At 66.5% G+C, this 24,093-nt stretch carries 23 protein-coding genes and 1 pseudogene; 15 read left to right on the top strand and 9 right to left on the bottom strand.

Translation table 11 applies throughout. The annotated features are described in order from the left end of the window. Positions 1–455, top strand: a pseudogene (locus HUN58_RS01830) (integrase core domain-containing protein); the annotation flags it as partial. 13 nt (positions 456–468) lie between these two features. Here HUN58_RS01830 and HUN58_RS01825 read toward each other — a convergent pair. Together HUN58_RS01825 and HUN58_RS01820 are read right to left on the bottom strand one after the other, a co-directional pair. Beyond that, on the bottom strand, positions 469–1,287 hold the full coding sequence (locus tag HUN58_RS01825) for an aldo/keto reductase (protein ID WP_180224689.1): 819 nt from the start codon (positions 1,285–1,287) through the stop codon (positions 469–471). Between the two features lie 47 nt (positions 1,288–1,334). Beyond that, a complete protein-coding gene (locus HUN58_RS01820) occupies positions 1,335–2,540 on the bottom strand; it encodes an MFS transporter (RefSeq protein WP_058741110.1) in 1,206 nt (401 codons plus the stop codon). A gap of 415 nt (positions 2,541–2,955) precedes the next feature. Between HUN58_RS01820 and nrdH the strand changes: the two genes are divergently transcribed. The 6 genes from nrdH to HUN58_RS01790 all read left to right on the top strand — a co-directional run bounded on the left by nrdH (position 2,956) and on the right by HUN58_RS01790 (position 10,963). After that, positions 2,956–3,189, top strand: a complete 234-nt coding sequence (gene nrdH, locus HUN58_RS01815) for a glutaredoxin-like protein NrdH (protein WP_058727719.1) — start codon at positions 2,956–2,958, stop codon at positions 3,187–3,189. Positions 3,190–3,300: 111 nt separating this feature from the next. Beyond that, the gene (gene nrdI / locus HUN58_RS01810; RefSeq protein ID WP_058741109.1) at positions 3,301–3,717 is read left to right on the top strand and encodes a class Ib ribonucleoside-diphosphate reductase assembly flavoprotein NrdI; all 417 of its coding nucleotides are present in this window, start codon (positions 3,301–3,303) and stop codon (positions 3,715–3,717) included. Between the two features lie 17 nt (positions 3,718–3,734). Then, entirely contained in the window at positions 3,735–5,840 is a 2,106-nt protein-coding gene (gene nrdE / locus HUN58_RS01805) for a class 1b ribonucleoside-diphosphate reductase subunit alpha (protein WP_180224690.1), read from the top strand. Positions 5,841–5,948: 108 nt separating this feature from the next. Beyond that, positions 5,949–6,950 carry a class 1b ribonucleoside-diphosphate reductase subunit beta gene (gene nrdF, locus HUN58_RS01800; RefSeq protein ID WP_058725585.1) on the top strand — a complete coding sequence of 334 codons (1,002 nt, stop codon included), beginning with the start codon at positions 5,949–5,951 and terminating at the stop codon, positions 6,948–6,950. 190 nt (positions 6,951–7,140) lie between these two features. Next, entirely contained in the window at positions 7,141–9,246 is a 2,106-nt protein-coding gene (locus HUN58_RS01795) for an ATP-dependent endonuclease (protein ID WP_180224691.1), read from the top strand. Beyond that, the gene (locus HUN58_RS01790; protein WP_180224692.1) at positions 9,239–10,963 is read left to right on the top strand and encodes a UvrD-helicase domain-containing protein; all 1,725 of its coding nucleotides are present in this window, start codon (positions 9,239–9,241) and stop codon (positions 10,961–10,963) included. Before HUN58_RS01795 ends, HUN58_RS01790 begins: the two co-directional genes overlap by 8 nt. Before the next feature lie 320 nt (positions 10,964–11,283). Here the strand turns inward: HUN58_RS01790 and HUN58_RS01785 are convergent, their stop codons facing one another. Beyond that, a complete protein-coding gene (locus HUN58_RS01785) occupies positions 11,284–12,465 on the bottom strand; it encodes an FAD-binding domain-containing protein (protein ID WP_180224693.1) in 1,182 nt (393 codons plus the stop codon). 433 nt (positions 12,466–12,898) lie between these two features. On the opposite strand from HUN58_RS01785, the gene HUN58_RS01780 reads away from it, so the two are divergent. Both HUN58_RS01780 and HUN58_RS01775 read left to right on the top strand, forming a co-directional pair. Next, the gene (locus HUN58_RS01780; RefSeq protein ID WP_141862854.1) at positions 12,899–13,213 is read left to right on the top strand and encodes a hypothetical protein; all 315 of its coding nucleotides are present in this window, start codon (positions 12,899–12,901) and stop codon (positions 13,211–13,213) included. 19 nt (positions 13,214–13,232) lie between these two features. Further along, entirely contained in the window at positions 13,233–13,904 is a 672-nt protein-coding gene (locus tag HUN58_RS01775) for a hypothetical protein (RefSeq protein WP_180224694.1), read from the top strand. Positions 13,905–14,084: 180 nt separating this feature from the next. Here the strand turns inward: HUN58_RS01775 and HUN58_RS01770 are convergent, their stop codons facing one another. Continuing rightward, entirely contained in the window at positions 14,085–14,510 is a 426-nt protein-coding gene (locus HUN58_RS01770) for a PRC-barrel domain-containing protein (protein WP_180224695.1), read from the bottom strand. 68 nt (positions 14,511–14,578) lie between these two features. On the opposite strand from HUN58_RS01770, the gene HUN58_RS01765 reads away from it, so the two are divergent. Further along, on the top strand, positions 14,579–15,838 hold the full coding sequence (locus HUN58_RS01765; RefSeq protein ID WP_180224696.1) for an MFS transporter: 1,260 nt from the start codon (positions 14,579–14,581) through the stop codon (positions 15,836–15,838). Positions 15,839–15,865: 27 nt separating this feature from the next. Here the strand turns inward: HUN58_RS01765 and HUN58_RS01760 are convergent, their stop codons facing one another. Further along, positions 15,866–16,219 carry an SdpI family protein gene (locus HUN58_RS01760; protein WP_180224697.1) on the bottom strand — a complete coding sequence of 118 codons (354 nt, stop codon included), beginning with the start codon at positions 16,217–16,219 and terminating at the stop codon, positions 15,866–15,868. Between HUN58_RS01760 and HUN58_RS01755 the strand changes: the two genes are divergently transcribed. The 3 genes from HUN58_RS01755 to HUN58_RS01745 all read left to right on the top strand — a co-directional run bounded on the left by HUN58_RS01755 (position 16,218) and on the right by HUN58_RS01745 (position 18,509). Next, complete coding sequence (locus HUN58_RS01755; protein WP_208745326.1) at positions 16,218–17,087, top strand: serine hydrolase; 870 nt, start codon at positions 16,218–16,220, stop codon at positions 17,085–17,087. The two genes, HUN58_RS01760 and HUN58_RS01755, sit on opposite strands and share 2 nt — an antisense overlap. Then, positions 17,084–17,956, top strand: a complete 873-nt coding sequence (locus tag HUN58_RS01750) for a hypothetical protein (protein WP_208745325.1) — start codon at positions 17,084–17,086, stop codon at positions 17,954–17,956. The genes HUN58_RS01755 and HUN58_RS01750 overlap by 4 nt, the downstream gene beginning before the upstream one ends. Before the next feature lie 103 nt (positions 17,957–18,059). Beyond that, complete coding sequence (locus HUN58_RS01745) at positions 18,060–18,509, top strand: hypothetical protein (protein WP_180224700.1); 450 nt, start codon at positions 18,060–18,062, stop codon at positions 18,507–18,509. A gap of 60 nt (positions 18,510–18,569) precedes the next feature. On the opposite strand, the gene HUN58_RS01740 is transcribed toward HUN58_RS01745, so the two are convergent. Both HUN58_RS01740 and HUN58_RS01735 read right to left on the bottom strand, forming a co-directional pair. Further along, positions 18,570–19,619, bottom strand: a complete 1,050-nt coding sequence (locus tag HUN58_RS01740) for a methionine synthase (protein ID WP_180224701.1) — start codon at positions 19,617–19,619, stop codon at positions 18,570–18,572. Between the two features lie 20 nt (positions 19,620–19,639). Further along, on the bottom strand, positions 19,640–20,692 hold the full coding sequence (locus tag HUN58_RS01735) for a putative oxygenase MesX (RefSeq protein WP_180224702.1): 1,053 nt from the start codon (positions 20,690–20,692) through the stop codon (positions 19,640–19,642). A 72-nt stretch (positions 20,693–20,764) separates the two neighbouring features. Between HUN58_RS01735 and HUN58_RS01730 the strand changes: the two genes are divergently transcribed. After that, entirely contained in the window at positions 20,765–21,706 is a 942-nt protein-coding gene (locus HUN58_RS01730) for a LysR family transcriptional regulator (RefSeq protein WP_058741093.1), read from the top strand. A 111-nt stretch (positions 21,707–21,817) separates the two neighbouring features. On the opposite strand, the gene HUN58_RS01725 is transcribed toward HUN58_RS01730, so the two are convergent. After that, positions 21,818–22,558 carry an SGNH/GDSL hydrolase family protein gene (locus HUN58_RS01725; protein ID WP_254631595.1) on the bottom strand — a complete coding sequence of 247 codons (741 nt, stop codon included), beginning with the start codon at positions 22,556–22,558 and terminating at the stop codon, positions 21,818–21,820. Between the two features lie 94 nt (positions 22,559–22,652). Beyond that, positions 22,653–23,642, bottom strand: coding sequence for a nuclear transport factor 2 family protein (locus HUN58_RS01720; protein ID WP_180224704.1), 990 nt, complete (start codon positions 23,640–23,642; stop codon positions 22,653–22,655). Positions 23,643–23,705: 63 nt separating this feature from the next. On the opposite strand from HUN58_RS01720, the gene HUN58_RS01715 reads away from it, so the two are divergent. Beyond that, the gene (locus HUN58_RS01715) at positions 23,706–24,089 is read left to right on the top strand and encodes a helix-turn-helix domain-containing protein (RefSeq protein WP_141862828.1); all 384 of its coding nucleotides are present in this window, start codon (positions 23,706–23,708) and stop codon (positions 24,087–24,089) included. Positions 24,090–24,093: the final 4 nt, after the last annotated feature.

The following is a 24,093-nucleotide window of genomic DNA, read 5'->3' as shown; positions in this document are numbered from 1 at the left end:
AGTTCCGGGGGCGCGGCATCGGGTTCGACTACGTCCACGCGGCCGTCGATGATCACACTCGACTCGCCTACGCGGAGATCCACCCAGATGAGAAAGGCGCGACCGCAGCAGCGTTCCTGACACGCGCGGCGGCCTACTTCGCTTAGCACGGCATCGCAACGATCGAGCGCGTGATCTCGGACAACGCGTTCGCCTACCGGCACTCGGCCGCGTTCAAGGACGCCGTCGCCGCGCTCGGGGCGAAGCAGAAGTTCATCAAACCCCACTGCCCATGGCAAAACGGCAAGGTCGAACGATTCAACCGGACCCTCGCGACCGAGTGGGCCTACCGGCAACCTTTCACCAGCAACCAAGCACGCGCCGACGCGCTTGCGCCCTGGATCGAGCACTACAACACTGGCCGGACCCACTCAAGCCACGGACTCACACCTGCAGCCCGAGTGTCACCAACCTAACGGCCTAGTACAGCTAGGACACGCTGTCCGGGTGGGAGCCGGTGCGCTGCCCGGACTCGAGCGTGGCGATCGCGGCGAGGTCGTCCGCGGTCAGCACGAACCCGTCGACGTCCAGGTTCGACCGGATCCGCGCAGGCGTCACCGACTTCGGCAGCACCACCACGCCCTGCTGCACGTTCCACCGGACGAGCACCTGCGCGACACTGACCCCGTGCGCGTCCGCGATGCCCGTGAGCACCGGTTCGTCGACGAGCCGGCCGCGTCCGAGCGGTGACCAGGCCCCCGTGGCGATGTCGTGCTGCGCGTGGAACGCGATGAGCTCGCGCTGGGGCAGCCACGGGTGCCGTTCGACCTGGTTCAGCGCGGGGACCTCGCCCGTCTCGTCGATCAGCCGCTGCAGGTGCGACACCTGGAAGTTCGAGACGCCGACGCTCCTCGCACGGCCCTGCTCGCGCAGCTCGACCAGCGTCCGCCAGGTCTCGACGTAGCGGTCGTTCGCCGCGGCCGGCCAGTGGATGAGGTACAGGTCGACCGTGTCGGTCCCCAGCCGCTCGAGACTCGCGTCGAACGCCCGCAGCGTCGCGTCGCGCCCCTGGTGGTCGTTCCACACCTTGGTGGTCACGAACACGTCGTCACGGTCGAGCCCGGAGGCGCGGATCGCCTTCCCGACACCGGCTTCGTTGCCGTACATCTCGGCGGTGTCGACGTGCCGGTAGCCGGCGTCGAGCGCGAGGCCGACCGCCGTCTCGGCCTGGGCGTCGTCGACCTTGTAGACGCCGAAGCCGATCGCGGGGATGCTGCGGCCGTCGCGGAGGGGGATCGAGGTGACCATGCACCCATCCTGCCGTTCGTGGCGGGGGCGTGCCCTGCCCCGCGGCGTCAGCTCGGCAGCGTCACCGGCTCGGTGTCGGGGATGGGACTCGCGTCACGGCCGCGCAGGTCGGGCAGCCACCGCTTCGCGACGAGCGGCAGCACCACGCCGGCCGCCGCCATCACCGCGCCCACGGTCATGCCGCCCGAGGGCCCGTTCGCGTCGATGAGGAACCCGGCCACCGCAGAGCCGCCCGCGGCGCCGATGAGCTGCCCGGTGCCCATCCAGCCGTAGGCCTCTGCCGTGTCGGAGAACTTCACGGTCGCGGACACCGAGCCGAACATCACCGCGAGGGCCGGGGCGATGCCGGCGCCGGCGATCACGAGCGCCAGGCAGAGCCACCAGAAGTCCGTGCCGCCCACGGCCAGCGCGAGTCCGACGAACACGATGCACATGCGCGCCCACAGGGTGTTCGGGGAGATCGGACGGTGCCCGAGCGCGAGCCCTCCCGCGAGCGACCCGACGGCGAACACCGCGAGGACGATGCCGGCGTTCGGGCTGCCCTCGCCGAAGACGCTCGTGACACTGGCCTCGACCGCGGCGCACGCACCGATGAGCAGCAGGCCGGTCAGGGTCGCCACGACGACCGAGGGGCGGCGCAGCACGACGCCGAACGCACGCTTCGAGCGGGGGATGCGGACGCGGCCGAGCTCGGGGGAGGCGATGAACCACACGCCGCCGACGACCAGGAACACCATCGCCACGACGATCGCCTGCACGGTGCCGACCTGCGTCGCGACGAACGTCGTGATGACCGGGCCGGCCACCCAGATGAGTTCCTGCGCGCTGGCGTCCAGGGAGAACAGGGGCGTGAGCTGCGACGACGTCACCATCTTGGGGTAGATGGTGCGCACCGCGGGCTGCACGGGCGGGACCGCGAGGCCGCCGAGGAACCCGACGACCACGTACGCCCAGAGCGGCATGGTGGCGAACGCGACGACACCCATGCTCAGCAGCGCGACGATGCTCGTCAGCACCAGGACCGGGCGCATGCCCCAGCTGCCCATCCACCTGCTGGTGAGCGGACCGGCGATGGCCTGACCGATGCTCGTCGTGGCGAGCACGAGCCCCGCGGCGCCGTACGAGTGGAAGACGTGCTCGACGTGCAGCAGGTACGCGAGCGAGAGCATGCCGAACGGGAACCGCGCGGTGAGCTGCGCTGCGATGACGCGACCGACTCCGGGGGTCTTCAGCAGGGGTCCGTAGGCACTCACGAGACGAGTGTACGGACCGGACGGACGGGGCCGTCACCCGTCCGGGGGTGCTGTGGACGAGCGGCCTCCGGAGGCCCGTGTGGAGGACCGTCCGCGACACGCCGACGCGCTGATTCCACACATGTGGATCGAGGCTGTCCACCGGTGTGGGGAAGTGTCGGTGGTGGGCCGCAGACTGGCGTGATTCCGGGCCTCCCGGGAATCCACAGACTGTGGAGGGCGTTGTGGAGAACTACACGGCTGTAACACTTCCTCTTGTGGTCGGTGCCTCGGCCAGCCACTAGATGTAGTGTGGAGCCACCGCAGCGGCCCCTTCCCGGACACGTCTGCGCAGGTGCCAGCGGGCAGGTGCAAGCGGCACCCGACACCAGCACCACTCCACAGCACGAACAACCAGCAAGAACCAGGGGAGATCATGGCCGTCACCGTCTACACCAAGCCGTCCTGCGTCCAGTGCACCGCGACGTACCGCGCGCTCGACAACAAGGGCATCCAGTACGAGGTGCTCGACGTCTCCGCCGACGAAGCCGCGCTCGAGCACGTCAAGAGCCTCGGCTACATGCAGGCCCCCGTCGTCGTCACCGACGACGACCACTGGTCGGGCTTCCGTCCCGACAAGATCGCGACGCTCAGCGCCGAACTCGCGTGAGCCGTGCGGGTCCCGTCCCGGGACCCGCACCTCCGCCGGCCTGGAGGCACGCAGCGCCTCCGACAGGCCACTCCTGATCTGCTGTCCGCACCTCTCACAAGGAGCGCGCACATGAGTCGCCTCGTCTACTTCTCGAGCGTGTCCGGGTACACCGCACGCTTCGTCGAGAAGCTCGGCCGTGACGCGGACCGCATCCCGCTCTACCCGAACGAACCGTTTCTGCGCGTGGACGAGCCGTACGTGCTCGTCCTGCCGACGTACGGCGGCGGCAACGGGCAGGGCGCTGTGCCCAAGCAGGTCATCAAGTTCCTCAACGACGAACAGAACCGCTCGCTCATCCGCGGAGTGGTCGTCGGGGGCAACACGAACTTCGGCGAGGCCTACGGCCTGGCCGGGGACGTCATCGCACAGAAGTGCGGCGTCCCTCTCCTCTACAGGTTTGAACTCTTCGGAACGCCGGACGACGTCCGCGCGGTCAACTCAGGATTGGATGCATTTTGGACGCAGCAGTTGCAGACGTCGATCTGACGTCGCCGCAGACGGGGATGGACTACCACTCCCTCAACGCGATGCTCAACCTCTACGACGCGGACGGGAACATCCAGTTCGACAAGGACCGTGAGGCCGCGAAGCAGTTCTTCCTGCAGCACGTCAACCAGAACACCGTCTTCTTCCACAACCTGAAGGAGCGACTGGACTACCTGGTCGAGAACGAGTACTACGAAGCGGCGACGATCGAGCAGTACTCGCTCGAGTTCATCCAGAAGCTCAACGACCTGGCGTACTCCAAGAAGTTCCGGTTCCAGACGTTCCTCGGTGCGTTCAAGTACTACACGAGCTACACGCTCAAGACGTTCGACGGCAAGCGCTACCTGGAGCGCTTCGAGGACCGCGTCGTGATGACGGCCCTCGGCCTGGCGCAGGGCAACGAGCAGCTCGCGATCGACCTCGTCGAGGAGATCATCGCCGGCCGCTTCCAGCCCGCGACCCCGACGTTCCTCAACACCGCGAAGGCACAGCGCGGCGAGCTCGTCTCCTGCTTCCTCCTCCGCATCGAGGACAACATGGAGTCGATCTCGCGCGGCATCAACTCCTCGCTGCAGCTCTCGAAGCGCGGCGGCGGCGTGGCCCTGCTGCTCTCCAACATCCGCGAAGCCGGCGCCCCGATCAAGCAGATCGAGAACCAGTCCTCGGGCATCATCCCCGTGATGAAGCTGCTGGAGGACTCCTTCTCGTACGCGAACCAGCTCGGTGCGCGTCAGGGTGCCGGTGCCGTCTACCTGTCGGCCCACCACCCCGACATCATGAAGTTCCTCGACACCAAGCGCGAGAACGCCGACGAGAAGATCCGTATCAAGACGCTGTCGCTCGGCGTCGTCGTGCCGGACATCACGTTCGAGCTCGCGAAGAACAACGAGGACATGTACCTGTTCTCGCCGTACGACGTCGAGAAGGTCTACGGGATGCCCTTCGGCGACGTCCCGATCTCCGAGAACTACCGCGCGATGGTCGACGACTCGCGCATCAAGAAGACGAAGATCAAGGCGCGTGACTTCTTCACGACCATCGCCGAGATCCAGTTCGAGTCGGGCTACCCGTACATCGTGTTCGAGGACACGGTGAACAAGGCCAACCCGATCAAGGGTCGGATCAACATGTCCAACCTGTGCTCGGAGATCCTGCAGGTCAACACGCCGACCACCTTCAACGAGGACCTGTCCTACAAGGAGATCGGCAAGGACATCTCCTGCAACCTCGGCTCGCTGAACATCGCGCTGACGATGGACTCGCCGGACTTCGGCAAGACCATCGAGACCGCGATCCGCGGCCTGACCTCGGTCTCGCAGATGTCGCACATCTCGTCGGTCCGCTCGGTCGAGGACGGCAACGACAAGTCGCACGCCATCGGCCTCGGCCAGATGAACCTGCACGGCTACCTGGCTCGTGAGCGCGTCTTCTACGGCTCCGAAGAGGGCATCGACTTCACGAACATCTACTTCTACACGGTGCTGTTCCACGCCCTGCGCGCCTCGAACACCATCGCGATCGAGACGGGGGAGACGTTCGACGGCTTCCGCGACTCGAAGTACGCGTCGGGCGAGTTCTTCGACAAGTACACCGACCAGGAGTGGACGCCGGCGACCGAGCGTGTCCGCGAGCTCTTCGCGAACGCGAACGTGACGATCCCGTCGCAGGACGACTGGAAGGCGCTGAAGGCGTCCGTCCAGGAGCACGGCATCTACAACCAGAACCTGCAGGCCGTCCCGCCGACCGGTTCGATCTCGTACATCAACCACTCGACGTCGTCGATCCACCCGATCGCGTCGAAGATCGAGATCCGCAAGGAAGGCAAGCTCGGCCGCGTCTACTACCCGGCGCCGTTCATGACGAACGACAACCTGGACTACTACCAGGACGCGTACGAGATCGGTGCCGAGAAGATCATCGACACCTACGCCGCGGCGACGCAGCACGTCGACCAGGGTCTGTCGCTGACGCTGTTCTTCAAGGACACCGCCACCACCCGCGACATCAACAAGGCCCAGATCTACGCATGGCGCAAGGGCATCAAGACGATCTACTACATCCGTCTGCGCCAGCTCGCCCTCGAGGGCACCGAGGTCGAAGGCTGCGTCAGCTGCATGCTGTAGCGGTCGGTCGCTGACGCGACTGCCGACATCCTGGAGGCACGGGGCGGGCCCCGCCCCGTGCCTCCAGTCCGACACCAGATCACCATCTCGAATCCGGAAGACGATCCCATGACCCTCACCGACCCGGTCCACGCAACGGGCAAGTCCATCCCGCTGATCAGCGCGGTCAGTGCCATCAACTGGAACCGCATCCAGGACGACAAGGACGTCGAGGTCTGGAACCGGCTGGTCAACAACTTCTGGCTGCCCGAGAAGGTGCCGCTGTCGAACGACGTGCAGTCGTGGAACACGCTCACGCCCGAGGAGCAGCAGCTGACCATGCGGGTGTTCACCGGCCTGACGCTGCTCGACACCATCCAGGGCACCGTCGGCGCGATCAGCCTGATCCCCGACGCGATCACCCCGCACGAAGAAGCCGTCTACACGAACATCGCGTTCATGGAGTCGGTGCACGCGAAGAGCTACTCGTCGATCTTCTCGACGCTCGCCTCGACGCCCGAGATCGACGACGCATTCCGCTGGTCCACGGAGAACCCGAACCTGCAGAAGAAGGCGCAGATCGTCCTCGACTACTACACCGGTGACGACCCCCTGAAGCGCAAGGTCGCGTCGACGCTGCTCGAGTCGTTCCTGTTCTACTCCGGCTTCTACCTGCCGATGTACTGGTCCTCGCGGGCGAAGCTCACGAACACCGCCGACCTGATCCGCCTGATCATCCGCGACGAAGCCGTCCACGGGTACTACATCGGCTACAAGTTCCAGAAGGGCCTGGAAGGCGCTTCCGAGGAGCGCAAGCAGGAGATCAAGGACTACACGTTCAACCTGCTGTTCGAGCTCTACGAGAACGAGGTGCAGTACACGCAGGACCTGTACGACGGGGTCGGCCTGACCGAGGACGTCAAGAAGTTCCTGCACTACAACGCCAACAAGGCGCTGATGAACCTGGGCTACGAGCCGATGTTCCCGAAGGAGACGACGGACGTGAATCCGGCGATCCTGTCGGCCCTGTCGCCGAACGCGGACGAGAACCACGACTTCTTCTCGGGGTCCGGCTCGTCGTACGTCATCGGCAAGGCGGTCGTGACGGAGGACGAGGACTGGGACTTCTGATCCTGGTCTGACTCGTGTGGGGACGCCCCGTCGGCTTCGGCCGACGGGGCGTTCTTTTTGGCCACTGGAAGTGGTGGTAGAAGGCGCTAGTGTGAGTCGCACTGGCATCACAGGCAACTGTCGTTAAGCCGGAGTAAATCTTCGATGGGTGAGGACGATGACATCTAGCAGTGAGCCCGATGGCGCGATCATGGCGGCCGACGATCAGGAAGTCATAGAGTCACAGACAAACGGCTCTAGTTCAGCGGTGGAGCAGTCGGAAGAGCCGCCAATGGGCATCAGCCAGCTTGCGGTGAAGAATTTCCGGCTACTCCACGACGCGCGGATTCATCTCGATGAGATAAGTACCGTGCTCGTGGGTAAGAATAACACCGGCAAAACGACGCTGACCGAGATCGTGAAACGTTTCCTCGATGAAAGACCCCTGAAGCTCGAACTTGCCGATTTCTCGAGTAAATGCTACGCCGAGTTTCACGAGGCTTGGAAAGCATATACGGATGAGGGCGACGAGCTGCGAGCGCTCGAACTTGTTCCGGAGGTGGCTCTCCGTCTCGGGATCAAATACTCGAAGGAGCTTGACGCTTACGGAGCGCTCAGCCCGTTCATTGTGGACCTCGATCCTGAGTGCTTCGAAGCAGTCATCGTCTTCCGCTATAAGCTGCGCGCAGGATCGATTTCCAACTTGTTCGCGGGCGTGTCACCAGCGGATGGTGAGGCAGTCGTCAATACTCGTCGTCTTCTTCAAGTGCTCGGGCCACGAATCGCTAAGTATTACGAGCGGGTGATCTTCGCGGAGGATCCCGAAGACCCCTCAAATACTCGTGCCGTCAGCATTCAGGATGCCCGAGCGCTGGTTCAGGTTCATACCCTTGAAGCGCAGAGGGGCCTTGATGACGAGAAAGAGCGACCGAATGATTTGATAGGCAAGGTGTTCCAACGGCTCTTCGAGTCAGCGAATCGCGATCCGGCGGGGGGTTTCCAGAAAGCCGCTGTTGACGAGTTGAATGAGGCGGTTGCCGAGTTCGAGAAGTCGCTGGGCGCGAAGGTCGGATCGATGATGAAGAATATCGCGCCGGCTCTGCTCCAGTTTGGCTACCCAGGGCTTCAAGATCCAGGGATAGAGTCGTTCGCGAAGCTCAGTGTGGAGAAGGTTTTGGGGAGCCACACTTATGTCCGGTACGCCGGGGTCGAGGGTGTCCCGCTCCCCGAGTCCTACAGCGGGCTTGGATCGCGAAACCTGATCTTGATCCTTCTCACACTCCTGAGCTTCTACCGCGAGTTCATATCAACAGATGGAGATCCCAAGCTGCATCTCGTCTTCATCGAGGAACCGGAGGCTCATCTTCATCCGCAGATGCAGGAAGTCTTCATCGCACAGCTCGCGGCCATCCGAACCCTCTTCCCGAACTTGGATGGGCGACCAGGCGCCTGGAACCCACAATTTGTCGTCTCAACTCACTCGCCGCACGTCGCGAATCGAGCCAAACTCTCAGCAATCAGGTATTTCAAGTCAAGTCGGGAAAAGTCAACACCAGAACTTATATCCTCGACGGTCAAGGATTTGAGTCGCGCTGAGAACATGGATGCGAATTTCTTGCATCAGTATCTCACGTTGACGCGTTCCGATCTTTTCTTCGCAGATAAGGCTATCCTTGTTGAGGGGACGACCGAGCGCCTGATGGTGCCCGCGGTGATCAAGGCGCAAGTCGACGAACTGAGTCGTCAGTACGTCACAATGATGGAAGTAGGTGGCGCGTATGCTCATAAATTCTTTCCACTCCTCGACTTCATTGACCTACCGGTTCTGATAGTCACGGATTTAGATAGTGTTGCTCCGACGGGGGCCAAGGGTGCTCTGCAAAAGTGTGTGGTGAGCAAAGCGTCCGCCACGACGAACGCCACGATCAAGGACTGGTATCCGGACAAGGAAGATCAGAGACCGTCCAGCTTGCTTGCCGCTTATTCGAAGGGTTCGAACGTGCGTGGGGCTAGGTGCCTCGCACACCAAGTGCCGGAGACCGAAGGTGGTCCGTGCGGACGAACCTTCGAGGACGCTTTCATCCTTGCCAATTCGGCCCTCTTTGAGTTGAGTGCTAGCGGCATCCCAGAGGTGATGGAAGAGTCCGCGAAGAAGCTGGCGGATGCGCAGAAGAAGAGTGAGTTTGCCCTCCGTTTTGCTATCACCGAAGATTCTTGGGTCGCTCCAAGGTATCTGCTCGATGGGCTGAGGTGGCTCGCTAGCGAAGAAGACGTTCGCACAGAGAAGATTGAATCGTCAGGAGCGGAGAATGAATAAAGCGCTTCTGGCATCGGCGGAATCGGAGTCGCAATCCGCTTTCGCGCAAATTGTCGATGCCCTGCAGCAGAAAAAGTCGTTCAAACTCGAAGCTGGCGCAGGGGCCGGAAAGACCTTTTCGTTAGTTCAGGCGCTGGATCGCATCTTGAGCGACAGGCAGGCCTTCTTGCCCTTGCCCTATCAGAGAGTGGCCTGTCTCACATACACGAATGTAGCTCGTGATGAAATTCGGGCCCGCGTGGGCGTCGACAATGCGATCCTCGTTGACACTCTCCATGGCTTTCTGTGGGAGATGATTGCTCCTTTCCAGAAGCCCATGTTGGAGCGCCTGAGGTCTCTCGGTCGAACTCAGTTCGATGAGGTAGACGCCGATGAGCTTGTCGCTGTTGAATACACGCTAGGTATCCCAGCGGTTCGGGACAAGGTTGCCAGTTTGCATCACGAAGATGTTCCTTCTCTGGCGGCGGAATTGTTTCGTGAAAAGAAGTTTGTGAAAGTCATTGCCGATCGCTTTCCGGTAGTGTTTGTAGATGAGTACCAGGACACGCCGGAAGGAGTTTTAGAGGCAGCGCTCGTGGGGTTCGACGGTCTTGAACGTCCGCCTATTGTGGGTCTCTTCGGCGACGCTTGGCAGCAGATTTACGACGACACTTGTGGATCTATTGAGCATCCAGGGCTCTCTGCGATTCCGAAGAAGGCGAATTTTCGATCGGATCGTGCCATCGTCGATTTGCTGAACAAGCTCCGGCCGTCTCTGCCACAGGCTCCGAGTGACAAAGCCATGGATGGCTCGGTGACGATCTTCCACACCGACCATTGGGTGGGCGAGCGACAAAAGGGGCAGTGGAAGGGACAGATTTCGGAGGAGGCCACTTCAGAGTCGCTCGCTCAGGTTCGTGAGTGGTTAGTGGAGAACGGCATCACTGACGGACTCGACGATGTGAAAATATTGATGCTCACGCATTCGAGTATCGGTAATGAGCTCGGATACCCCTCTTTATCGCGCGTTTTCCGTTACAATGACTCATTCGTCAAAAAGCAGGATCCAACCATCGAGTTCTTCACCGATTCGCTCGAGTTGGCTTTGGAGGCGTATGAACAGCGTCGTTTCGGACTCATGTTCTCGGTGCTCGGAGGTCGGGGGCCCTTGCTTCGGGGTGCAGGGGACAAGCTCCGATGGGCTGCGGGGTTGGCGTCTCTGACGGCGGTCTGTGCGACTGGCACAGTCGGCAAAGTTCTCGACGCAATTCAGGACGTCAATCTATTTGCGCTCCCATCGCGAGTAGCCGCTAGAGAGGCGGACTCGAGGCGCGCCGCAGATGCGGCCGACCCGCGAAGTCTGATTGAACACAGGAAGCTGCGGGAGGTCTCCTACTCCGAAATACGAGCACTGAGGTCCTATCTCGCGGAACAATCCGTCTTCTCAACAAAGCATTCCGTCAAAGGTGCTGAGTTCGATAACGTGCTGGTCGTGGTTGGACGTGGTTGGTCAAAGTACGACTTCGGGAAGATGCTCGCAACCGACCCGGACGCTGATATGAACGAGAAAGAACGTGCGGGCTTCGAGCGCGCTCGAAACCTCTTCTACGTGGCCTGTTCCAGGGCGAAGAGAAATCTTGTGTTGTTATTCGTGCAAGAGTTGGACGCTCCGGCCAAAGCGCGGCTTCACGAATTCGTCGGGCTGAATAACATTCACGAGGTGAATTTCTCGCATTGAAGGAGGAGGTCAGTTGTGCTTGGTCGAGTCGATGTAAGTTTTTGATTATACGTGCCGCCTAGCCGCGGACATCGGTCCGGGGATCTCGTGGCCTCTCCTTAGTAAATTTGTAATTGCGACGCCAGGCGGAGTGTTTCTGATCTTCTCGCCGGCGTGGTCCGTGATAGCAGAAGCTAGCCCTAATCGCTCCCGTCGTCACGTTCGGCCGGTCTCAATGTGGGCGGCGTCCTGCTGACGGAAGCGAGTCGCCCCCTCCACTTAGCGGTGGATCGGAGACCCGTCCACGACGATTCGAAGAACGGGCCTGCGGCTCGGTTCCTCTACCTTCCGCGTACCAACCCCGGGATCCGCTCCCGGAACGGGAAGAACCCCCGCGACGCGTACGGCCACGCCCGCCCGTCCCACCGCCGGCGGACGGTCACGAGCGAGACGCCCTCCGCGCCGAGCCGTGCGCGCAACAGGTCGAGGCGCTCCCGGACGGGACCGACGGGCGCGTAGGGGACGACCACCGTGTCCAGGTCTGCAGCGTCCGCCCAGTCGAGGACGGCGGAGGGCTCGACCGAGTCGAGCACCGTCGCGCCGGTCGTCCGCGACGCCGCGTCTGCGACCGCACCGGCGGTGAAGGCCTCGACCGCGGGCGACACCTCGGCGGGGGAGCGCTGCCCGGGGTCCGCGGCCACGGCGACTGCGCGGATCGACGCCGCGAGGGACGGGTGCTCCCCGAGCAGGCTCTCGGGCTCCAGGTCCTCCTCGTGCAACAGCAGCCCGACGCGCTCGCCGATGCGGCCGTCGACGTCGTCGGACGGCACCGGGACCGCGGCCGGGAAGGGCTCCTCGTCGAGCGCTCGGGCCTCGGTCGCGAGGCCGGTCGGCGCGAAACGGCCGTCCGTGTACCGCGCGATGTTCTCCGTCGTCGCCAGGTACGTCTTCCCCCTGGTCTGCAGACCGGCGACCCAGCGCCACGACAGGGTGTTGGAGGCGGCGTCACCGTCGAGCAGGTGTCGGGAGAAGAAGTCGGCACCGAGCTGCCACGGTAGCTCGAGGGTGAAGACCCAGATGCTCGCGAACCACATCCGCGTGTGGTTGTGCAGGTAGCCGGTCTCGACGAGCTCACGCACCCACGCGTCCATCGCCTCTATCCCGGACCGCCCGGCGACCACGTCCTCGTAGTGCGCGGGCAGGTCGCCGGCGAGCAGGTCACGGACCTCTTCGCGGTAGCGGCGCCAGACCTCGGGACGCTGCTCGAGCCACCCCTTCCAGTAGGTGCGCCAGAAGACCTCCTGCACGAACTTCTCCGCGGTGTGCAGGCTGTGTCGCTCGAGCACGGCGTCGACGACCTCCTGCTCGGTGACGAGCCGGTGCCGGATGTACGGCGACAGACCCGACACGTTCGTCCGCGCGGGACCGGTGTCGTGGTTGCGGTCGCGCCGGTAGTCGGCGCCGGCGTGCGGGACGAACGCGCGCAGGGCGTCGAGGCCGGCGGCGCGGGTGGGTGTGATCACCTCGTCATCCTGCGCCTGGCGGCGCCGGGGGAGCCGTGTGCCGGGGTGACACGGCTGGAAGGTGAGCGGCGGGGCGGACGGCTGCCGTGCCTCCAGTCCGGCCTGGAGGCACGCATCCCGCGGGCGCGACGGCTCACGTCCGTCGCGTGGTCGCAGGACCGAGTCGCGTCGAAGAATTCCTGGAGTCACCGCCGCCGATCCCGGACCCTGTTCGGGGGGCAGCTCCTGTGCGGTTTCACATTGTTCGACGCGTCACTGCGCCATATGTTTCCATCAACCAAGGAGTTGCTGAATGCGAATGCGATCGGCTGTTGCCGCAATGTGGGCGCTTGTTTGTGACGCAACGCTGTTCCTCACGGGTTGCACAAATGACACGAACACGACTGCAGATCCCACGTCGAGTGCTCGTGCATCGCGGGCTCTCGTGGACCCGATGGTGCAGCTGCGCGACAAGTCTCACGACTTCTACACGGACGCAACACCGGTTCTGCACGAGTCCGGGACCGGCACGACGACGTTCACCGTCTCGAACATCCCGGCCGGGACGAAGCAGATCACCTACTACGTGTCATGCTCGCCAGTGAGCCATTACACGGTCACCATGGGCAAGCACTTCGAGGGCCCTTGCACGTACATCGTCTCCAACAGCGGCGGTATCCCGATCGCGTCTGCGGCCGACACCTCCGTCACCATCACGCTTCCAGCGTCCACCCGTTTCTGGATCGTTGGAATTCCTGATAGCAACTGATGCCCAATCTGGGGGGAAAATGAAGAAAACAATTGCGACGCTGGTTCTGGCGACAGTCCTGGTCGGCACCGGCGGCACGATGGCTTTCGCTGATGAGAGCGGACCGGACACGCCGATCTCGACCGATGCCACCGAGAACGGGATCGTCTCGGAGGACGGTTCCCCGCGGTCTGTCGATGAAGGCGGCACCGGAACTGGTGCCGGATCGGGGAGCGGTGGAGGTCTGCAGCATTCTCCGGTGAGCAGCCCCAGCAGCCTGTGCGAGGGCGGCCGGATCGTCTACACCGCGCGTGACGCGTCGACCGCATTCACGGTTGCGAGCGGGAAGGACGCAACCGTGAGTGGCGAGTCCGACATCACGCTCTCGATCAGTCGGAGCACCACGTTCTCCGTCGGTGGCTCGATCACGAGCACGACCGGAGTATCCGTCTCTGCCGGTGTCGCGGCAGTGAAGGAAGACATCGGTGTCACCATCTCGGCGAACTACTCGGGTACCAGCTCGAGCAGCGGCTCCTGGAAGGTCCCGCACAACTGGAAGCTCGGTCGCCTCGAGATCGGTTCGATCAAGCACACCGGCAGTGTGCAGCGATACGTCGAGAACAAGGCATGCAAGCTGGTCGCCTCTGGTGACCCGCTGCGGTACAAGGCGCCGGAGCGGGGTTGGAGCTTCCGGCACGTGCACGTCTCCTGACGCGGACATGACAAGCGGGGTCTCGGTCGCGCCGAGACCCCGCTTCCTTCTTGCTGATGAGGGTCGTCACTGCTCTGCCTCTCAGCATCGGCGCCCCTCGTCCAGATCTGAACATCGTGCCCACTCGTCGGCAGAAGATCGAACGTGGCATGTCGAATCGTCGGCTGCGCACCCCGTCGCTCAGGCCGGCGGCGTCGTGCCCGCGCCCTCGGTGTCGTCTGCGCCGGCCGGGCCGGTGCCCGCCTGGTCGAGGTTCTCGTGCGGGTCGCCCATGTCGCCGGTGGCCTTGCCGGCGGGGGACAGTCCAAAGTGCTTGCGTGCGGCGTTCTCGTCGGCGAGGGACAGGGTGTTCCCGGCACTGGCGGACGGTGCGTCCTTGATCGCGCGCTTCGTGTACCCGACGTGCAGGTCCGAGCCGTCGAACGTGGCGTCCTCGACCGGGACGAGCACGGCGTGGCTGCCGAGGAGTCCGGTCGCGACGCTGATGAAGGCGGCGCTGCCGTCTTCCCCGGAGGGGAACACCTGCGCGACCTTGCCGACGGATGCGCCGTCGCGGTCTCGGACGGTCGCGTTCTCCACTTCGTGGATCTGGGCCTTGGTGATCATGTCTGCATTCAACGCCCTCGGCCTGACGCACCCTGTACGGCGGGACCTCGATCTGCCAACGTTGGCCCATGGGTGAGGACGCGACGACGCTGCGTCGTGTCGCCGGCTTCCGGTCGTACTGGTCGGCGGCGACCGTCTCGTCGTTCGGGTCCGCCGTGAGCGCCGTGGCAGTGCCGGTCCTCGTGGTGACCGTGCTGCACGCGACGCCCTTCGAGGTGGGCTTGGTCAACGCTGCCCAGTTCCTGCCGTACGCGATCTTCGGGCTGGTCGTCGGGGCGTACGTCGACCGCTTCCGTCGGAAGCCTCTCCTGATCTGGTCCAGCGTGGGGCGTGGCCTGAGCCTGGCCGTGATCCCGGTTTCCTGGGCGTTCGGAGTGCTCGATCTCTGGGTCACGGCCGGCGCGTTGTTCGTGTTCGGCGTCTTGTCCGTCGTCGGCTTCGCCGCGACCCAGTCGCTCCTGCCGCGGATCGTGCCCCGACCGCTGCTCCTGGCGGCGAACGCACGGATCGACCAGAGCGACGCAGCCGCGCAGACCGTGGGACCTGCGCTGGGCGGTGGGCTCGTGAGCCTCGTGACGGCGCCGTTCGCGATCGCGCTCGACGCCGCAAGCTTCTTCATCGACGCTGTCCTCGTCGCCCGCGTCCGGGTCGACGAGCGCGTGCCGACAGGACGCGCACGTCCGCGGTTGCGTCGCGACATCGCCGACGGCCTGCGGTGGACGTACGGACACGCGATGCTCGCCCCGCTCGCGTTCTCCACGCACCTCTGGTTCCTCGCCAACGCCGCCGGGCTGACGGTGTTCGCGACCCTCGCACTTCGGACGCTCGCGTTGCCGCCAGTCGTCTACGGGGCCGTCCTCGCGGTCAACGGTGTCGCGATGCTCCTCGGCGCCACCGCGGCACCGCGACTCGGCAGCCGCTTCGGGGCTGGGCGCACGATCATCGCCGCTCGCGGTGTGTACCCGGTCGCCTGGGCCGGTATCACGGTCGCGACCACCGTGCTCGGGCAGTCGATGCCGACGGCGAGCACCATCGTCCTGTTCGCTGCGTTCGCGGTGCAGGGCGTCGCTGCCGGGTGCGAGAACGCGAACGAGATGAGCCTGCGCCAGACAGTGACGCCGGACGAGCTCCTCGGACGCATGAACAGCACGATGCGCAGCGCGAACCGGACGCTCGCAGCGGTCGGAGCGATCGGTGGCGGAGCCCTCATGACCGTCGCCGGCGGAGAGGCGGCGCTCCTCGTCGTGACGGTCGTCTTCGTGGCCGCTGCGGTCGTCGCCGTTCGTTCTCCGTTGCGCATCGCACAGCTTCGACAGCACGGCGTGTGATGGAGGTCGGTCAGGTCCGTCGCCGCATCAGTCCTCGGATTCCGCTCGACGTACCGCGCGGTGGGCTGCAGGGATGGAGAGGAGTGCGCCGCCCAGGAGGATGACCGACATGACGATCACCGACGCGGGGGTGCGGAGCGCGGGCACAAAGATGCACACCGCGCAGCAGAGGATCGTGATCGCGCCCGAGATCAGCGTCGGGGGCAGCGCCGCTCGGTGCCCGGTCCGCCAGGCTTCGTCGCTGGACATCGTGACCCGCGTCCGGATGCCGGCGAGGTCGTTCCGGCCCAGCTGCCCGTTCGCAGCTCGCCACGTCAACCACATCACGAGGACCGCTCCACCGATCTCGATGACGAGTGTGGACACCATTGCTCCAGGCATGGTGACGACGCTAACGTGCTGGTACATGAACGGCAATGTTCCACGTGGTCAATGGCGGGCGAGCGTTCGGACGACCGACGGCTGGCAGTCCGTCCGCGAGCCCGCCGGACGGTACGCCGAGGCATCCTTGCTCGAGTGGGGGAGCATCACGAAGGGGCTCGTCGGGACGACGGCCGCGGTCACGCTCGAGCTCGAACGGCCGGTCGCGTCGTACCTGCCCGGCGTGCCCGACAGTGAGATGACGGTCGGTGATCTCGTCCGCCACACCTCCGGGCTGGCCCGGGTACCACCGACGATCCGTGACAGCCTCGTCCGTGACCCGTACCGACCGGCCGTCGGGGTGCCGCTGGACCTGACGACCGCGGTGCCCCTGACGCCGAGGGGGCAGTACGTGTACTCGAACCTCGGGTACGCGCTCCTCGGGGCGGTCCTCGACGCGGCGTACGGGAGCTGGTTCGACGCCGTGCAGGAGCAGGTCCTGCGGCCGGCGGGCATCGATTCCGCGACACTGGTGCCGGCTGCATCGGAGCGCATCATGCCGAGGTTCCTCGGTCGCGCGATCTCGCCGTGGGCGCTGGGTGCGTCCTCGTTCGCGGCGGCCGGCGGGCTCTGGTCGACCTTTGACGACCTCTGCCGCTACGCCGACTGGGCGCTGGAACCGGGTGCACCGCCCTCCCGCACGGTCAGCTGGCAGCGCGACGAGGGCACTCGCTGGATCAACGGCGAAGTCCGGGCCGCGGGGGCGGTGATCGCCCGGGCAGCGGGAGTGACCGCCGTGGTGCACACGCTCGCGAAGGCACCGTACGCGGCCGATGCGATCGCGGCGGCGCTCGTCGAACGGGAAGCGCTGCGCGCGAGAGACGCATGATCCCGATCAACGCGACCGACCCGTCGAGGTCGAGGCAGCTGGACGGACGGGCGCGTCGGTCATTGAGTAGTGTCGGGAACCAGCTTGCGAGCGACACGGGGGTGTGCGTGACGACGGTGTTCGATGACAGGGCGAACGACGCCCCCATCGCTGCTGCAGACGGGACGTCCGGGGACCTGCGAATGCATCGCTCCCGTCCCCGACCGCGCGGCGCGATCGTGACCGTGCTCGCGGCCGTGGTGCTCGCGACGACCGGATGCGCCTCGGACGGCGGAGGCGGACAGGACGCGCGAGACGCGGCAGGCAGGACGCAGGCGCAGGTAGCCGATCTCTCGTTGCAGGACGAGTTCGAGCTGGCTGGCGAGCGGTACGAGCACGGGCAGGCCGTGCTCGCAGCCGCACAACGACAGATCTCGGATGGCACGTGGTACTGGAACGGCGGAGACGTCCGTCCTCTGCCCGCAGGCGATGACGCGTTCGGCGAGGCGCCGGAGGGTGCGACCGCGGAGAACTCCTACAAGTTCCGAGCCGTGCGGATCATCGAACCGGAGGGTGCTACCGGCGCGGCGCAGGACCTCGAGCCGATGCAGCGCTACTTCGACGAAGAAGGGTGGCGCGGGAGCAGCGCGAAGGTCGGTACGGATCACGAGGTCCGGGCCGACACCGGCGACGGATGGTGGGTGACCTGGAACGTGCGACCGAACGGGCAGTACTCGCTCGGCGTGTACAGCGAGGCGTTCTGGGCACACGATGCTTCGGAGCTCATCAAGGCGATCGCACTGCGGGACCCCGCCGACTTCCCCGATGCATCCGAACCGGGTGTCTCGGAGCCGTTCCCGAGGTGGAGCGACCCTGTCCGGCAGCGCTGATCTCCGGACGAGGGAGTCCCTCGCAGACGCCGACCGGTCTGCGAGGAACTCCCGCGCGGAACCCGCTCGGTGGAGGGCCGTCACCGGACTCCGAGCCACCGCAGTGGCGCTGCTCGCCGCGGTCGTGCTCACCGGCTGCAGCGCCGGCATCGGGAAGACCCCTGAGCAGGCGAAGCAGTCCGTCGTCACGTTCGTCGAGGAGTCCACCGACGTCGTCGGCGACGGCTGGGAACCGAGCGAGGGTCCGGGACTCGGGAAGTGCGGCCTCGCCCCCGGGGTCGGTGGCGTCCGGTACGTCTACGCCGTGGTCCGGTCCGCGAGCGCCGACCCGAAGGCCGACGTCGGGGCGGTGGAGCAGCACTGGAAGGACCTCGGGGTCACGACCGAGCGCTACCAGACCGGCGGCGAGGACCCGATCCTCGGCGTCCGGGGTAGGGGCGGCCCGGTGAGCTCGTCGGACTTCCGCGCCGACCCCCGCGGCTACACGATCGACAGCAGTTCGCAGTGCTTCGTGGGCGACTTCGACCGGATGAGCCTGGACGGGCAGGACTGACGGACGTGACCCGCCCGTCGGGGCCGAGCCGAGCCTCCAGGCCGGTCTGGAGCCGCGCCGCTACCGCCCAGCCGGCACCGCGACGTTCGCCAGTTCCGCGCGCACGATGTCCGCACCCGCGGACAGCGCACTGAGCTTCCCGAGCGCCGCACCCCGCGCCAGCGGCGCCATCCCGCAGTTCGAGCTCGGGATGAGCTTGTCCGCGTCGACGAACTCGAGCGCCCGGCGGAGCACCTCGGCGACCTCGTCCGGGGTCTCGACGGTCTCGGTGGCGACGTCGACCGCGCCGAGCATGACCTTCTTGCCGCGGATCAGCTCGACGAGTTCGAGCGGGACGTGGGAGTGGATGCACTCGAGCGAGACGATGTCGATCGAGGACTGCTGCAGGAGCGGGAAGGACTGCTCGTACTGCCGCCACTCGGCGCCGAGGGTCTCCTTCCACCGGTTGTTCGCCTCGATGCCGTAGCCGTAGCAGATGTGCACGGCGGTCTCGGCGTGCAGCCCCTCGGCAGCGCGCTCGAGTGCGGCGACGCCCCAGTCCTGCACCTCGTCGTGGAAGACGGTGAAGGCGGGCTCGTCGAACTGGATGACGTCGACGCCGGCGTCCTGGAGCTCGCGGGCCTCCTGGTTGAGGATCGTGGCGAACTCCCACGCGAGCTTCTCGCGGCTCTTGTAGTGCTGGTCCGACAGGGTGTCGATCATCGTCATCGGGCCGGGGAGCGCCCACTTGATCGGCCGGTCGGTCTGCGCGCGGAGGAACTTCGCGTCCTCGACGAAGACCGACTCCGGACGGCTGACCGCGCCGACGACGGTCGGCACGGCGGCGTCGTACCGGTCGCGGATGCGGACGGTCTCCTTGCGCTCCTGGTCGATGCCGTCCAGGTGCTCGATGAACGTGGTGACGAAGTGCTGGCGGGTCTGCTCACCGTCGCTGACGATGTCGATGCCTCGGCGCTCCTGCTCGTGGACGGCGGAGCGGAGGGCGTCCTGCTTGCCCTCGGTCAGCGCGTCGCCCTCGAGCTGCCAGGGGGACCAGAGTCGCTCGGGCTCGGCGAGCCAGGACGGCTTCGGCAGGCTGCCGACGATGGCGGTGGGGAGGAGGGTGCTCATGCGGGCGGGGTTCCAGTCGTTCAACGGGTCGGGACGGCGGTGTCGGCGGCGAGACGTGCCAGGAGTTCGCGGTGTGGCTTGACCAGGTGCTCCTCGGTCCAGCGGCCCTGCGTGACGCCGAGGCGGCTCCGCTCCTCGCGGTCGTAGGTGACGGGCGGCACGGCGAAGTCGGTGTGCTCCAGGGTCGGGCGGTAGGTGGCCGGGGCGACGACGTCCGCGTTGTAGATCTCCGGGCGGTAGATCTTCTGGAACGTCTCCATCGTCGCGATCGTGCCGATGAGCTGCAGGTCCGAGTAGTCGTGCAGCAGGTCGCCGCGCGTGTAGAACGCGAGCGGGGCCTTGCCACCCGGGGGCATGAAGTAGCGGACCTGCATGCCCATCCGGCCGAAGTAGTCGTCGGTCAGCGAGGAGTGCTCGTGCGCGTACTCGGCGCCGAGCACGGGGTGGACCGTCGCGGTCTGGCGGTAGGTCTGGCTCGTGGAGACGCTGATGCAGACGACGGGCTCCTGGTCGAACTCGGACCGGAAGGCGTCGGACTCCAGGAAGCGCTGGAACAGTCGGCCGTGCAGCTGCCCGAAGTCGGCGGGTATCCCGGCGGACTTGTCGAGCGTGGGCAGCAGCACGGAGAAGTCGTAGTCGCGCAGGTACGACGAGAAGTTGTTGCCGAGGATGCCGTGGTGGCGCTCGCCGGTGTGCTGGTCGACGATCGTGACGTCGAGCATCTCGAGCAGCGGGAACGCGACGTCGGTCGCCCCGTCGTCGAACTCGGCGGTGACCGAGACGATGTCGAGCTCGACCGCGTAGCGACGCGTGACACCAGCAGGCGACGCCGACGACGCGTGCGAAGCCGACGTCGCCGTCGCCGACGCCGACGTCGCCGCCGCCGACGCCGACGGCGCGGCCAGGTCGTTCGCCCGCTCGTCGATCATGCCGAGCGCGTTCCGGAGGTTCTGCTGGCGGTGCTCACCGCGCGCCAGGTTGGCGAAGTTCGTGGTCAGCCGGGAGCTGTCGGCGGGGGAGTAGTCCTCGTCGAAGCGGGTCCGGGTGATCCGGAAGGTCAGGTCGTTCGCCATCCCCCGATCATGACCGCGGGCGCGGGTCATCAGGTAATCCGTAGTTGCTATGCGGCGGTATAGCCTCTGCCTATGGCCCGCGTGTCGAACGACATCACCCTGCAGCAGCTCCGGTACTTCATCGAGGTCGCGACGGAGGGGTCGATCACCGCCGCGGCCGACCTGCTCTACGTCTCGCAGCCGACGATGTCCGCGGCGATGAAGGACCTGGAGACCCGGATCGGCCGCCCGCTCTTCACCCGGTCGGCCCGAGGGGTCGTGCTCACCGTCGACGGGGTCGAGTTCCTCGGGTACGCCCGGCAGGTCGTCGAGCAGGTCTCCCTGCTCGAGCAGCGCTACGTCGGGCGGCAGGCCTCGCGGCGGCTGCTCGGCGTCTCCGCGCAGCACTACTCCTTCGCGGTGGAGGCCTTCGTCCGCATGGTCGAGGCGGCGGCCGCGGACGAGTACGAGTTCTCGCTCCGGGAGACCCGCACGTGGGACATCATCGAGGACGTCCGTACCCTGCGCAGCGAGGTCGGCATCCTGTACCGCAACGACTTCAACCGGCAGGTGCTCGGGAAGCTCATGCGCGACGCCGGGGTGGTCTTCACGCCGCTGTTCGTGGCGCAGCCGCACATCTTCGTGGCCAGACGGAACCCGCTGGCGTCGCGGGAGCGGGCGACGCTCGAGGACCTGGCCGACCTGCCCCGACTGACGTTCGACCAGGGCGCGAACAACTCCTTCTACCTGGCCGAGGAGATCCTGTCGACGATGTCGAGCAAGCGGGAGATCCGGGTGTCGGACCGGGCGACGATCTTCAACCTGATGATCGGTCTCGGCGGGTACACGATCTCGACGGGGCTGATCAGCGACGACCTGGACCCGGAGATCGTCGCCATCCCGCTCGACGTCGACGAGCGCATCGAGATCGGGTGGATCGCGCACGCGTCGGTGCCGCTCACGGTGCAGGCGCAGGCGTACCTGGATGAGCTGCGTGCGGTGGTCGTCAGCTACGGGGTCGAGCCGCTGGGCTGAGCCCGGCGGGCGGCGGCCCGGCAGGCGGGCTTGCGTCGTCCGTGTGGGTGGTGGCCGGCCTGGAGGCGCGACCTGCGTCCGTCACCTGGGTCGCGCCTCCAGGCCGGTTCCCTACTCGCGGACCGGACCCAGCGTCGCGCTCTTGGGGGTCCGCCCGTCCCCGGACGACCGTCCGGTGAGGCGTCTGCCGACCCACGGCAGGACGTGGACGCGGAGGTGTTCGATCGTGGACGCACGCTCCGCGAGCCGGACGGCCCCGTCCCAGGTCGGCGCGGGGACGCCGAGGGCGGTCAGGACGTTCGCCGCGACCCGCCGGTGGCCGAGGGTGTTGAGGTGGAGCCGGTCCGGCGCCCAGAGTGCGAGGTCGTGGAACCCCGCGTCCGTCCAGTTGTCGACCACGGTGACGTTCGGCCGGTCCGCCCATGACCGGATGTGGTCCGCGTACTCGTCCCCGCGTCGGCGGATGAGCCGGCCGAGCGGCAGGTGCCGGGTCATGTCCGCGACGGTGACGAAGAGCACGTCGGTGCCGGTGCGCACGGCGGCGTCGAGTCCGGCCGTGATGCGTCGGGCGTTGGCGGCGATCGACACCCGCGGGCGCAGGATGTCGTTGTTGCCGCCGCTGATGCTCAGCAGGTCCGGCCCGAGGCGCAGGGCGGCGGGAAGCTGGTCGTCGAGGATCGGCGCGAGCAGCTTGCCGCGGATCGCGAGGTTGGCGTAGGTGCACGTGCGGTCGGAGGCAGCGGCGAGGCCACCGGCCACGAGGTCGGCCCACCCCCGGGGCGAGCCGTCGGGCCACTCGTCGCCGACCCCCTCGGCGAAGCTGTCGCCGATCACCGCGAACTTGGTGTGCATCGTCGCCATCCTCCCACCGTCACCCGAGCGCGGTCCCGGGCGCGGTGCGCGCCCCCGGGACCACGCTCGGCGCGCCTGCGCCAGCTCCCGGCGCTCAGCTCGTCGGCACCACGTCCCAGTGCTCGCGGATCAGCCCGCCGTCGACGCGGAACAGGTCGGCCGCGAGCAGCGGCGCGTCCGGTGCCGCCCCGACCGGCTGCGAGAACGTCCACACCAGGTCGCCGTCCGCGAGCGAGATGACCGACTGCTGGGCGGGGAACTGCGCGCCGCTGCCGAACAGCTGCTCGAGGGCGGCCGTCCCGTTCGGCGCGACGGGGTTGTGCTGCAGGTACGCGGGGTCGAAGTCGCGGTCGAGGACGGACACGTCGTGGTCCCGGAACAGGGTGTCGTAGGCGGACACCGCGAAGGTCCGGTTGCGCTCCTCCTGGCGTTCGCTCGGGGGCGGCGTCGGTCGCGCCGGGCGGTACAGGTCGCTGAACATCGTGTTCGTGTTGCCGCTGGCGGGCTTCCCCGTCGCGATGGCCTGGTCGAGGGACCAGTGCTCCACGACCCGGCCGTCCCGCAGCCGGAACAGGTCCACTGCCGCGTCCCCACGGCGCTCGTCGTGGATGTCGGGTGCGACCTGCCAGTGCACGGCCACCAGGTCACCGTCCGCCGCGACGTGCTTCACGACCGCGTGGGCGCCGGGGACGCGGGCGCGGTCGGCGGCGAACTCGGCCAGGACCCCGGCGGGGCCGGCGCTCGCCCCGTTCGTGTGCGTCACGGCCTCCGGGGCGACGAGCGTCTGCGCCAGGCGGCGGGCCGCTGGGCTGGTCGGGTCCACGAACGTCCGGGTCAGGAGCGTGACGACCGCGCAGCGGTTCCGGCGTTCGGTCGCGGTGTCGAGACGGGAGGCGGTGGTCCCGCCGTCGGCGATCGTGGCCGACCGGGAGGCGCGGGTCACGTCCGGTGCGGCGCTGGCGGTCGCGGGGACGCCGAGTCCGGCGAGCAGGGCGGCGCCGGTGACCAGGGCGGCGCCGCCCACGAGGGCGGCGCGGCGGCGGGTGCGGTGCTTCGTCAGCGGGTGCTTCGTCGTGGGCTGCATGGCGACGACGGTAGGTCGGGCGTGCACTGGCCGGAAGGAGGCACTTCTCCGTACGGTACTGACATGGACGTCGGAATCGCGGTCCCGGACGGAACGCACGACACCCCTGCGGACGGACCGGTCCGGTTCCCCGCGGCGTGTCCGACGCGAGTGGTGCTCAGTCACGTCACGAGCCGGTGGGGCGTCCTCGTCCTGCTCGCACTGCGGGACGGGCCGGTGCGGTGGGGTGCGCTGCGCCGGACGATCGAGGGCGTGAGCGAGAAGATGCTCGCCTCGACGCTCCGGACGTTGGAGCACGACGGCATCGTGCACCGGGACGTGCAGCCGACGGTGCCGCCGCGGGTCGACTACTCGCTGACGGGTGCCGGGCAGGAGCTGGCCGAGCGGCTCGTGCCCCTGATGGACTGGATCGTCGAGCACGCGGACGCGATCGTGGACGGTCGATGACCGC

It is taken from the genome of Curtobacterium sp. Csp1 (assembly GCF_013347185.1).
This window is presented reverse-complemented; position numbering and strand designations above follow the sequence as displayed.